Annotated in this window: 11 protein-coding genes; 5 read left to right on the forward strand and 6 right to left on the reverse strand. The window is 35.4% G+C overall.

The window, feature by feature from the left end:
• Positions 1-18 precede the first annotated feature (18 nt).
• The 3 genes from accD to tamL all read right to left on the reverse strand — a co-directional run bounded on the left by accD (position 19) and on the right by tamL (position 4,841).
• Complete coding sequence (gene accD / locus ACFQ1K_RS01510) at positions 19-876, reverse strand: acetyl-CoA carboxylase, carboxyltransferase subunit beta (RefSeq protein ID WP_320555428.1); 858 nt, start codon at positions 874-876, stop codon at positions 19-21.
• Positions 877-1,088: 212 nt separating this feature from the next.
• The gene (gene fbaA / locus ACFQ1K_RS01515; RefSeq protein ID WP_320555427.1) at positions 1,089-2,159 is read right to left on the reverse strand and encodes a class II fructose-bisphosphate aldolase; all 1,071 of its coding nucleotides are present in this window, start codon (positions 2,157-2,159) and stop codon (positions 1,089-1,091) included.
• Positions 2,160-2,276: 117 nt separating this feature from the next.
• Positions 2,277-4,841: a translocation and assembly module lipoprotein TamL gene (gene tamL, locus ACFQ1K_RS01520; RefSeq protein WP_320555426.1), complete on the reverse strand. Its 2,565-nt coding sequence runs from the start codon at positions 4,839-4,841 to the stop codon at positions 2,277-2,279.
• Between the two features lie 103 nt (positions 4,842-4,944).
• On the opposite strand from tamL, the gene ACFQ1K_RS01525 reads away from it, so the two are divergent.
• Entirely contained in the window at positions 4,945-5,679 is a 735-nt protein-coding gene (locus ACFQ1K_RS01525) for a TrmH family RNA methyltransferase (protein ID WP_320555425.1), read from the forward strand.
• On the opposite strand, the gene porT is transcribed toward ACFQ1K_RS01525, so the two are convergent.
• Together porT and ubiE are read right to left on the reverse strand one after the other, a co-directional pair.
• Positions 5,666-6,382 carry a type IX secretion/gliding motility protein PorT/SprT gene (gene porT, locus ACFQ1K_RS01530; protein WP_320555424.1) on the reverse strand — a complete coding sequence of 239 codons (717 nt, stop codon included), beginning with the start codon at positions 6,380-6,382 and terminating at the stop codon, positions 5,666-5,668. The two genes, ACFQ1K_RS01525 and porT, sit on opposite strands and share 14 nt — an antisense overlap.
• A gap of 1 nt (position 6,383) precedes the next feature.
• Positions 6,384-7,115, reverse strand: coding sequence for a bifunctional demethylmenaquinone methyltransferase/2-methoxy-6-polyprenyl-1,4-benzoquinol methylase UbiE (ubiE, locus tag ACFQ1K_RS01535; RefSeq protein WP_320555423.1), 732 nt, complete (start codon positions 7,113-7,115; stop codon positions 6,384-6,386).
• A 186-nt stretch (positions 7,116-7,301) separates the two neighbouring features.
• On the opposite strand from ubiE, the gene trkA reads away from it, so the two are divergent.
• The 4 genes from trkA (at position 7,302) to ACFQ1K_RS01555 (ending at position 10,979) form a co-directional block, all read left to right on the forward strand.
• Positions 7,302-8,651, forward strand: coding sequence for a Trk system potassium transporter TrkA (gene trkA, locus ACFQ1K_RS01540; RefSeq protein WP_320555422.1), 1,350 nt, complete (start codon positions 7,302-7,304; stop codon positions 8,649-8,651).
• A gap of 9 nt (positions 8,652-8,660) precedes the next feature.
• The gene (locus ACFQ1K_RS01545; protein ID WP_320555421.1) at positions 8,661-10,163 is read left to right on the forward strand and encodes a TrkH family potassium uptake protein; all 1,503 of its coding nucleotides are present in this window, start codon (positions 8,661-8,663) and stop codon (positions 10,161-10,163) included.
• 162 nt (positions 10,164-10,325) lie between these two features.
• Entirely contained in the window at positions 10,326-10,574 is a 249-nt protein-coding gene (locus ACFQ1K_RS01550; RefSeq protein ID WP_320555420.1) for a hypothetical protein, read from the forward strand.
• Positions 10,575-10,694: 120 nt separating this feature from the next.
• Complete coding sequence (locus ACFQ1K_RS01555; protein WP_386133622.1) at positions 10,695-10,979, forward strand: hypothetical protein; 285 nt, start codon at positions 10,695-10,697, stop codon at positions 10,977-10,979.
• 91 nt (positions 10,980-11,070) lie between these two features.
• On the opposite strand, the gene ACFQ1K_RS01560 is transcribed toward ACFQ1K_RS01555, so the two are convergent.
• On the reverse strand, positions 11,071-12,255 hold the full coding sequence (locus tag ACFQ1K_RS01560; RefSeq protein WP_320555418.1) for a pyridoxal phosphate-dependent aminotransferase: 1,185 nt from the start codon (positions 12,253-12,255) through the stop codon (positions 11,071-11,073).
• Positions 12,256-12,257 lie beyond the last annotated feature (2 nt).

Consider the following 12,257-nt stretch of genomic DNA (forward strand, 5'->3'; position numbering starts at 1 on the left):
TGTTTGGCTCGCTTTTTTTTATGCTCTTAATGGCTGATTTTTTATCAAATCAATGTAGAGGTTTATTTTTTTCTTAAGGTCTTTTCGATGCGCAATAAAATCCAAGAAACCATGTTCTAGCAAGAACTCTGATGTCTGGAAACCTTCTGGTAATTCTTGCCCAGTAGTATCTCTTACCACTCTTGGTCCAGCAAAACCAATTAATGCTCCAGGCTCGGCGATGTTAATGTCTCCAAGCATGGCAAAAGAAGCGGTGGTTCCTCCAGTTGTTGGATCCGTACATAATGAAATGTATGGGATTTTAGCTTCTGCTAATTGCGCCAACTTTGCAGAGGTTTTTGCCAATTGCATTAAGGATAATGCTGCTTCCATCATACGTGCGCCACCAGACTTACTTATAATCATAAATGGAATTTTGTGTTTTAGCGCATAGTCCGCAGCTCGGGCAATTTTTTCACCTACAACACTTCCCATAGATCCACCAATAAAGCTAAAATCCATACAGGCAATAACCAAATCCTCACCCATAGATTTTCCAACCGCAGTACGGACAGCATCTTTAAGATTGGTTTTGGCCTGAGCAGCTTTTAACCTATCTGGATATTTTTTAGTATCCTCAAATTTTAGCGGATCCTTAGAGCTTAAGTTAGCATCCAGCTCTTTAAACTTATTATCGTCAAACAGAATTTCAAAGTATTCTTTGCTTCCAATTCTTACATGGTAGCCGTCTTCAGGACTTACATAAAAATTCTGTTCCAGTTCTTTAGTATCAATGATTTTTCCGGTAGGAGATTTATACCAAAGTCCTTTGGGAGTATCTTTTTTTTCTTCGGTAGAGGTTTGGATACCTTTATCTTTTCTCTTAAACCAAGCCATATAATTATGATGTTTTAGACCCTTTGACCATGCTTAGGGGTATTTCTCAATTATAGATTAAAAAGATTTCTATAATTATTGCTGTTAGTTAGTTAAGGCAAAATTACTATTAATTAATTAAACACAAAACGGTTGTTTCATGTAATTATTAAAATGAACAAACCTATCGAAACTAAGAAATGGCTTCGATAGGTTGGTTCTTATATTAATTTTTATGATAAAGTATTGACGTTGTTTAAGTCCTCAAACGCTTTTTTAAGACGCTCAACAAAAGCTTGTTCTCCTTTTCTTAACCACACTCTTGGGTCGTAGTATTTTTTGTTAGGAACATCATCACCTTCTGGGTTACCAATTTGCGTTTGTAAAAAGTCATGATTGTCTTGTATGTAGTCTCTAACACCACTTAAAAAAGCCCATTGCATGTCGGTGTCAATGTTCATTTTGATAACACCGTAACCAATAGCCTCTCTAATTTCTTCTACTGTAGAGCCAGAACCACCATGGAATACAAAATCGATATGGTTATGACCAACGTTGTATTTTTTAGTAATGTATTCTTGTGAATTCTTTAATATTTTTGGTGTCAACTTAACATTACCTGGTTTGTATACACCGTGAACATTTCCAAAAGCTGCAGCTATAGTGAATTGATCACTTACCTTGCTTAATTCTTCATATGCATAAGCTACTTCTTCTGGTTGTGTGTACAACTTGGAAGCATCAACATCGCTATTGTCCACGCCATCTTCTTCACCACCTGTAATTCCAAGCTCTATTTCTAGGGTCATACCCATCTTGCTCATACGAGCTAGATATTGTTTGCAGATTTCTATATTTTCCTCAATAGGCTCTTCAGATAAGTCTATCATATGAGAACTGTAAAGTGGTTTTCCTGTTTCCTCAAAATGTTTCTCACTTGCATCTAATAAACCATCAATCCAAGGCAATAATTTTTTTGCACAGTGGTCGGTATGTAAAATTACAGGAACACCATAAGCTTCAGCCATGTGATGTACGTGTTTTGCACCCGCAATTCCCCCTGCGATTGCTCCTTTTTGGTTATCGTTGCCTAAACCTTTTCCGGCATTAAACTGTGCGCCACCATTTGAAAATTGAATGATGACAGGTGCATTTAAGGCCTTTGCGGTTTCTAAAACACCATTAATGGTATTTGATCCTATAACATTTACTGCTGGTAAGGCGAATCCTTTTTCTTTGGCTAACTTGAAAATTTCCTGAACTTCTCTTCCTGTTGCAACTCCAGGTTTGATATTGTGACTCATGATTTTATGATTGAAAATTAGATATCAAAAATACATAATTTTAGGTATCTTTTCGGTAGTTTTTAAAGATTAATGCTTCATTTAAGGTCGAAAACGATGTAGAAAAGCAACGCTTTTTTAGAATGGATAATTAATACCGATATTATAGACTGCGTTTCTAAAATTATAGCTTTTAAACCAACGATCGCCCAGAGTTAGTGAAGGCTCATACGTTTTGAAACCGGTATCAAAACGCAGTACAAAAAAACCAAAATCATAACGAAGTCCAAATCCAGATCCAATGGCAATATCTTTAAGGGAGTTAAAGCTTGAAAAGGTGGCTTTATCATCTTCAACATTATCCAAAACATTCCAAATGTTTCCGGCATCTACAAAGAGCGCTCCCCTTAAATCCCCAAAAAGGCCAAAACGTTGTTCTGCACTCAAATGAATTTTAAAGTTAGCTTCGTTAAATTCATTTGTAGTACTCGAGCTTCCAGGTCCAAGATTGTATGCCGTCCATGCTCTATTGTCATTAGGTCCACCACCAAAAAAACTTTCTGCAAAAGGTATACTATTGGAATTACCATAGGGAATAGCAATTCCAGCATAACTCCTAAAGGCAAAAACGTTATTTCTGCCTAAATCAAAATATTTGACGTAATCAATTTCGGTCTTAAAGTATTGAGAAAATGCCACTCCAAAAATTTCGTAATTACCATTTTCATTTTTGGGGCTTCCTAAAAGTTCAGACACGTTAGACAGTAAATTTCCTGCGAGTTCAACTCGCCATTTGAAAATGGAAAAATCATTATCAAAAATACTGGTACGCTTGTCCTTTTTATAATCAAAACTCGTTGAAAAGATAAGGTTGTTTTCCGTAAGACGTTGTTTTCGCTCTTCAATATTATTAACTACAATAAAATCGTCGTCCGTAGGAGCTAAACTGGTATTTCCGTTGATGACATCATTAATAAACTGATCCGCTTCTGTTGGGATTGTTAAATTGTCGTTAGAGGATATGTAGCCGATATTTTGTGCAATCGTGTTGAGGCGACTATATGAATTGGTATATACCCCAAAATAATTACTTGTATTTAAATTTTTGACAAACTGAACATTAAAAAACTCTAATCTATTAGTAACAGTTTGCGAAGGAGACCAGTTGTAACTCAATAAGCCTGATAGGGTTTGTTTGTCTAAACCAATATTTTGCTGACTTGTAACAGAGGCATTAATGGCGGTGCTTGGCGACATATATTTTGGAATAATCTTATCTGTATTAAACGGGGTAAATAGCCTAGGTATGGTTAATCTAATGTTACCCCCAAATTCGTTGATATCAAAAAAGGCACTAACATCATCACTTCTGTTTTTTGAAGCTCCAATGGCGGCAATACCACTGATTTCTAAAGTTTCTGCACCTCTAAAAATATTTCTGATTTTTAATCCTGGTGTTACGGAAAAGCCAATAGTTTGTATGTTACTTTGTGACACGTCTACATCTAAACTTAAGGCATATTTCTTTTTTGGTTCTAAGTAGATGTTAGCGGTTAAGCTTGTGTCTTCTGTATTTTCTACATATTCTATACTTGGGTATCTAAATACCTGTAAATCGTTAAGATAACGTAAGGATCGACTACGTGCTAAATCAGTATAAATATCCCCTTTGTTGATGAAAACAGCATCCGTTATGGCTTTAGGTCTAAACCTTAGTTTTTCTTTGCTATAAAGATTAAAATCTTTATAAAAGGTCGTATCTGAAATGGTTTTGAAACGATTTTCAAAATTGTCGTCAGTAAAAATATTTACCTCCTTAATTTTAAATATTTTGAAAGGTTCTAAAATGGTGGAATCCTCGGTTCTTATCAGGCGGTTTGCTATGATGAGGTCGGTATTTATTTTATGGTTAGTGTCAATCGTATCTGTTTCAAACCTTATATAATCCTGGCTAAAGTAATAGAATCCAACATTCCTAAGATATTTGCTAATACGCTCACGTTCGCTTTCGAAATTTTGCTCATCGTACTGCTCCCCTTTTTTAAGTAGAGTTGCTTTTATAAATTTAGGGTATAGGGAATCTATTAAAGGACTACTAATATTAGGCCTAAGAGAATCCAAAGTATAAGGCTTTTTTTTAGTTACCTTGTAGGTGACTTGGGCTCTTTTGTTGCTGTCTTTTTCAACCTCAAAGCTTACTTCATTGTCAAACCAGCCCTTACTGTAATAATATTTTCTAAGATTATTTGAAGTTTTAACCGTTTTGTCTTCATTATAAATGGTTGGTGCTTCTCCTGTGCGCTTTAGCCAACTGTTAAAGTTTTTTCGAGATTGGATTTCTCTGTCAAATTGTTTTTTGGAAAGTAGTTTTGTTTTCCAGCGTACTTTAGACGAATCACTTAAGACTTTAGCTTCAATTATAGAATCTATATTTGGTCTAGCGAGATTATACACATGCAATTTTAGCGGGAAGCCAAAAAAGCTGTTCATACCAGAATTGGTTTTCTGTATAATGATGTTATTTATGCGCTCATCTTTAATGGTTTTGCCATCTTCAACGATTGTGTTTTTGGTAATGAGATGTTCATTGGATTTTACACGCTTAACGACATTGCAGGAACTAAATGATAGTATTAAAGTTAACATCAAAATACCATGTCGTATTTTAGGATATTTAGATAATATTGAAAATTGAATTTTCAAGTTGTTTTGATGTATATTTTATTGATATGGGTTGCTGTAAACAAAAATTAATCCAAAATAGATTTACTTTGTAGTGAATCTAAGCAAAAGTAAAGACATTTTAATGGTTACAAAGCAAGAAATAAAGTTAATTAAAAGTTTAAACCAAAAAAAATACAGACAACAGTTGCAGCAGTTTACTGTTGAAGGTATAAAAGGTATTCGTGAATTTTTAAATTCAGGTTTTGAATTGGAGACCTTATATACTACAAAACCTATTTTTGAAGCTCCTCATGGCCAAACGGTAATTATATCAGAAAAAGAATTAAGTAAACTCTCAACTTTAAAAAATCCAAATACGGCTTTAGCGGTTTTTAAAATTCCTAAACCATTAAAAGTTGATACCGATGGTTTGGTTGTTGCCTTGGATGATGTCAGGGATCCAGGAAACTTGGGAACCATTATAAGACTCTGTGACTGGTACGGTGTAAAGAACTTGTTCTGCAGTTTAAATACAGTAGATTGTTACAACCCAAAAGTTGTGCAGGCGACCATGGGGTCTTTAACACGTGTAAATGTTTCTTATGTTGATTTGTTGGATTTTTTGTCTCACCAGAAAACAACTGTTTTTGGAACTTATATGGAAGGTGAAAATATTTACCAAACGGATTTGCCCAAAGAAGGCATTGTTGTTCTTGGTAACGAAGCCAATGGTATTTCAAAAGACATCACGTCAATAATGACTAGGAAATTATCCATTCCGCGATTTGGTGCCACAAAAGATACGGAAAGTTTAAACGTCGCCAATGCTGCAGCTATTGTTCTTAGTGAATTTAGAAGAAGGATTATTGAAACGTAAAGTTGATAAAAATACCTCTGGTTTGCATTTTTGCCACATTTCCAGTCCATGGGCTATTGGGATCAGCATCCCTTACAATTTCATCATTAATAGCAAAAACACCTCGAATGGAAGGGGTAAACTTAAAGTACAGTAAGTAAAGGTCTATCCCAAAACCGATTTCATAGAAATAGGTGTTTTTCTTCATTCTAAACTCACCTGCACTGTTGTCGTCCGGATTATCCTGATTACTGGAAAGGTTTAGAGCGGTAGAGAATCCACCAATAATAAAAGGTTTAAAGTTGTTTATGCGTTTGGTGGACACCTTTAATAATAATGGGATGTGTATGTAAGTGGATTTTACCTCTCGTAGTAAGTCAGAGTCATTAAAATCAGTGCCAGCAAAATAACTTTCATCATATCTTAGATTTCTTGTTGTGAAAAATACCCCAGGCTCTAACCTCAAGTTCATGTAGTTATTAATACGCATATCTCCAATGAGCCCTAAATGAAACCCAAAAGTTTTATCCACTAATATGTCTCTCAAATCTTCGTTATAATCAAACTTAAAATCATATTGATTAAAACCTAAAAAATAGCCCCAAGACAAGAATTTTTGATCGAGATTGTCAATATTGTTTGCTACCTTTTCCTTGGTGAACAGTTGAGCATTACCATTATTAAATGCCAATAAAAATATAAGTAAAACTAAAATACGTTTCATATTATGCTTTAGATGCTGTATATATAGTGGCCACACCCATCGTTTGTGGCTTATCTTCGACATTAATAAACCCAATTTTCCTTAAAATATTGTTTAGGGCTTCTCCATATGGAAAAACCGAGGCCGATTCGCTAAGGTAACTGTAAGCGATTTTATCTTTAGAAAATAACTTGCCTATTGTGGGCAAAATAAACTTTGAATATACATTATATCCAAATCTGTATATAGGGTTGGTGGGTACAGAGGTTTCTAATATGACAAAAATTCCATTTGGTTTTAACACTCTCAAGATTTCGGACAGTCCTTGCTCTAGGTTTTCAAAGTTTCTAATACCAAATGCGACGGTAATGGCATCAAAAGTGTCGTTCTCAAAAGGAAGGTTCTCAGAATCACCAATGACCATTGAGATTATACTGTCCAATTTTCTTGTGGCTATTTTTTTCTTACCAACTTCCAACATGCCACTGCTAATATCTAGACCAATAATTTCATTGGCATTCGTTGCTGCGAGATTTATAGCTAGATCTCCAGTTCCTGTTGCGATGTCTAAAACCTTATTTGGTTGTTTCTCACCAACAATTTTAACCACTTTCTCTCTCCACTTAACATCAATACCAAAAGAGATCACACGGTTTAGGCCATCATACTCTTTTGAGATGGTATCAAACATTTCAGTGACCTGTTCTTTTTTAGAAGCTTCACTGTGCTTGTACGGTTTTACTTTTTCGGCCATTAGAAATTTTTGGCAAATATATGGATTAAGTTGCAAGTTCGTAAGTGCCTCAAATATTATAGTTAAATTCTAAGTCTCTTTAAGGTTTCATTATAAACTTTGTCTAAATGTTCAACTTTAGGTGCCCAAGCCTGAGTACTTCTAACTTAATCCATATATTTGTATGTTTATTTTGAAGAAAACACAATGAAAATAATCATCGCAGGTGCAGGAGAGGTAGGATTTCATTTGGCGAAATTATTATCCTACGAGTCGCAAGAGATCACCCTAATTGATACCAAAAAAGATAGTTTAACCTATGCTGGTGAGCATTTGGATATTAAAACGATTAAAGGTGATGCCACATCCATTTCTATTCTCAGAGAAGCAAGGATTGAATCCGTTGATTTATTTATAGCTGTAACATCGTCTGAAACGACTAATATTACAGCCAGTGTTTTAGCAAAACAGCTTGGTGCACAACGCACTATTGCTAGAATATCCAACACCGAATTCATCGATGAAAAGGATACCATAGGGTTTTCACAATTTGGTATTGATGAGTTAATTTCTCCAGAGTCACTTGCGGCATCTGAAATAGAATTATTACTTAACCAATATGGTTTTAACGATACTTATGAGTTTGAAGAGGGAGCATTGACCATGCTAGGGTTGCGTTTATCGAGAACCGCAAAATTTGTTGGTAAAACGGTAAAGGAAGCCGCTGAAATTTATCCCGAATTACATTTTATACCAATCGCCATACAACGATATGGAACACAGTATACCATTATTCCACGTGGTGATACCCAATTCAAGGAAGGAGACAAGGTTGTGTTCATGACTTCTAAAGGGGGTGACGCCGAATTATTTGAATTATCCGGTAAAGTAAAGACGGAAATTAAAAATGTAATGATTCTAGGTGGAAGTAAAATTGGTTTTAAAACGGCAAGAGACCTTTGTAAAAGTAAATTTAATGTAAAGCTAGTAGAGAGCAGGCAGTCAATGGCTGAGGATTTAGCAGACAGACTTCCAAATGCCCTTATTATTTGTGGTGATGGTAGAAACGTTGATATATTGGAAGAAGAAAATATATCAGACATGGATGCATTTATATCCGTAACTGGAAACTCTGAAACCAATATCATGTCTTGCCTATTGGCAAAATCCAAAGGTGTAAAGAAGACTATTGCTTTGGTTGAAAATATGGATTACTATCAACTCTCACAATCTATAGGTATTGATACGCTAATTAATAAAAAGCTTCTGGCTGCAAACAATATATTTAGATATATAAGAAAAGGTGAGGTTGTAGCCATGACCAAGCTTACCAATATGAATGCAGAATTACTGGAGTTTGTTGTTAAACCTAATTCTAAGATTACGAATAAATTAATAAAGGATTTAAATTTCCCGAGGTCTGCTATTTTCGGAGGTGTCATTAGGGACGGTGAAGGTATGATTCCATTAGGAAGTTTTAAGATTGAAGCAGGAGATAGAGTCGTAGTCTGTTGTTTGCCGCGTTCAATTTCAGAAGTTGAAGCCTTTTTTTCTTAAGCCATTCTTATGTCTAAAATTCGACTTAACTATAAAATCATTTTCCATTTTCTGGGATTGTTGTTGTTGTTCAATGGCGGTTTTATGTTGCTTGCCACATTGATTAGCTTAATCTACAAGGACGGTGTAACACTTAATTTATTTCTTGCAAGCTTATCTACGATTCTTATCGGAACTATCGGGATGTATGTGACTAAAAATCACAGTAAAGAAATGAATAAGCGCGAAGGTTACATTGTTGTTGCCTTTGGTTGGATAGTGATGTCCCTCACAGGAACATTACCCTATTTAGCTACTGACGCTATACCCACCTTTACAGAAGCATTTTTTGAAACGATCTCTGGTTATACCACTACTGGAGCAAGTATACTTAATGATATTGAAATATTGCCAGAGGGTGTTTTGTTCTGGAGAAGCATGACCCATTGGATTGGAGGTATGGGGATTATTGTACTTGCCATTGCTATTCTTCCTTTATTAGGTGTTGGAGGTATGCAGTTATTTGCTGCTGAAGCTCCAGGGCCTGGTGGAGATAAGTTACATCCAAGAATTACGGATACTGCCAAGCGTTTATGGCTTATCTATTTTGGATATACCGTTGCTGAAACTATTTTACTCCAGATTGCAGGAATGTCGTTTTTTGATGCCATAAATCATGCCTTAAGTACCTTATCTACAGGTGGTTTTTCTACAAAAAATGCGAGTATAGCACATTGGAATGATAACCCTGCGATTCAGTATATCATTATATTATTTATGTTTTTGGCAGGTACCAATTTTGTACTGAGTTATTATCTATTCAAAGGCAAAGTTGTAAAAATTGTAAAGGATGATGAATTTAAACTCTACTTTAGGTTTATAGCCATTTTCACAATTATTGCTGCATTACTTATATATTTCAGGGCAGATGTATCCCAATCTTCTATAGCGCATCCGATGGTTTTGGGAGAAGCAGAAAGTGCAGTTAGACATGCGTTGTTTCAGGTATTAACCGTGGTAACCACAACGGGTTTTGTGTCTGCTGATTACACGATGTGGACACCCTTTTTAACTGTATTTTTCTTCGGATTGATGTTTTTAGGAGGTTCTGCAGGGAGTACGTCCGGTGGTGTTAAGGTAGTACGCCATCTCATTCTAATAAAAAATGGTTTTTTAGAGTTTAAACGTTCGTTACATCCTAATGCCATTTTACCGGTTCGTTATAATACAAAGTCTGTCTCAAAGGATATTGTATTTAATGTCTTAGGTTTCTTTATTCTCTATATGTTATCCTTTATCATCGGAGCTTTGGTGTTTTCAATGTTTCAGATAGACTTTGAATCTGCCATAGGGCTTTCGGCTTCTAGTTTAGGGAATGTAGGACCAGCCTTAGGAGAATTTGGACCAGTAAATAACTATGCTGCATTACCTCCTTTGGGGAAATGGTGGGCGTCTTTTATGATGCTTTTAGGTCGATTGGAATTGTTTACTGTACTTATCCTGCTCACTCCTTTTTTCTGGAGAAATAGATAGTTTTTGAATTTTTGAAAAAAAATTAAAAATTTAGCTAGCCTATATTTTTACTGATACTTTTAGGTTTTATGTACTTAAAATCAGATAGTTGTTGTGATGTTGTGTGTAACATTTTTATTGCTGTTGCGTCATATAAGTGTAACCAATTAAAAATAATCAATCATGGAATTCGCATTAAATCAAGAATTAGAATCAGTACCAGAACCCATTGTGGTGTCCAGTTACCCAACAAATGGTTTGTTAAATTCTAGTTACAAAAGTATTGTAAAGAACAATTTTAGTAAGTCTACAACCTCCTCTATTTTTGGAATAAGACAACGTATTAAGTCTTCACAATTGAGCAATGTAGATCATATAGCAGCAATTTTAAAATTGTCTGTATTCGTTATAGCGCTAATCGCCATTTTCTAAGGAAATAGCCTAATTTCTGAACTCAAACTGGCACATTTTATATGTGCCTTTTATTTTCTTTCAACAATGTACGTGTGTACAATGCTAATAATCTATGCTTTAATTCTAAATCAAGAATCGATGTCTGCAAGTTATATGTCAACTAGTATAAAAAACAACCTTAATCTGCTTTCTAAGCGCCAAAAGCTTAGAAATACAATAGGAAGCTATAATCATAGCAATAGGACGGAGTACGATTTGCCAAAAGCATCACATAAGCAGTTGCGTAATATAGCTAAGTGGCTAAGAGAAGAGCATAGGGTCAGAATGGCAAAAGTAGCAGTGGTCACTGTAGTGTTATTTTTTGCTCTGGTTGGTATTTTTCTTTATGCTAAAGGAGGCATTATCCAGCTATTAACCTATTAAAATGAATCAGTTTAGTTATCTTGGATAGCATAAAAAAAGCTATAATTCCTGTAAAGGATTATAGCTTTTGTATTAAAAATATGTATTCCTCTTAATTTAAAGCTTCTCTAATTCTTTTAATGGCTTCAACAATCTCTTCTTTCGATGCGGCATAAGAAATACGTATACAGTCTGCATTTCCAAAAGCTTCACCGGTTACTGTCGCGACTAAAGCTTCTTCCAATAGAAATAAAGACATATCGGTCGCATTGTTAATGGTCTTGCCCTTAATAGTTTTACCAAAATAAGCAGATACATTTGGAAAGACATAAAATGCTCCTTCTGGCTGATTAGTTTTAAAGCCTTCTATACCATCGAGTAACTCTAAAATTAATTGACGACGTTCTTTAAATTCGTCTATCATATATTGAATTTTAGAAGGATTTGCTTCTAGTGCCGCAATCACTGCACGTTGGGCAATACAATTAGCACCACTTGTTACCTGACCTTGCATTTTATTACAAGCGCGTGCGATCCAGTCTGGCGCTCCAATATAGCCAATTCTCCAACCCGTCATAGCAAAAGCTTTAGAGACCCCATTCACTGTAATTGTCCTGTCGTACATGTCTTCGAACTGTGCCATGCTATGGTGACCGCCTATAAAGTTGATATGTTCATAGATTTCGTCGGATACAATGTAAATATTTGGATATTGCTGCAAAACATCAGCAATAGCTCTTAACTCTTCTTTATTGTAAACCGATCCACTAGGATTACAAGGGGAGCTATACCAAATCATTTTGGTTTTTGGTGTAATGGCAGCTCGTAATTGCTCGGCAGTCATTTTAAAATCGTTACCAATATCTGTTTTTACTTCAACAGGTACTCCTCCATTTAGCTTTACAATATCTGCATAGCTTACCCAATAAGGACATGGTAAAATAACTTCGTCTCCATCATTGAGCATGACCGCAGCAACGTTATATAGCGACTGCTTTGCGCCATTGGATACTACAATTTGGGATCTGGAGTAGTCAAGATTGTTATCACGTTTAAATTTTGTGATGATGGCGTCCTTTAGTTCCACATAACCATCAACAGGTGTGTAGCTATTGTAGTTGTCGTTTATTGCCTTTATAGCAGCTTCCTTTACAAAATCTGGTGTGTTAAAATCCGGTTCGCCAAGACTTAACCCAATAATATCTTTACCCTCTGCTCTAAGCTCTCTGGCTTTGGCCGCCATAGCAAGGGTTGCCGAAGTCGATAGATTGTTAATTCTATCAGAAAGTTGGTTCATGT

Origin of the sequence: Winogradskyella aquimaris (assembly GCF_042676105.1) — a bacterium.
Classification (GTDB): Bacteria; Bacteroidota; Bacteroidia; order Flavobacteriales; family Flavobacteriaceae; genus Winogradskyella; species Winogradskyella aquimaris.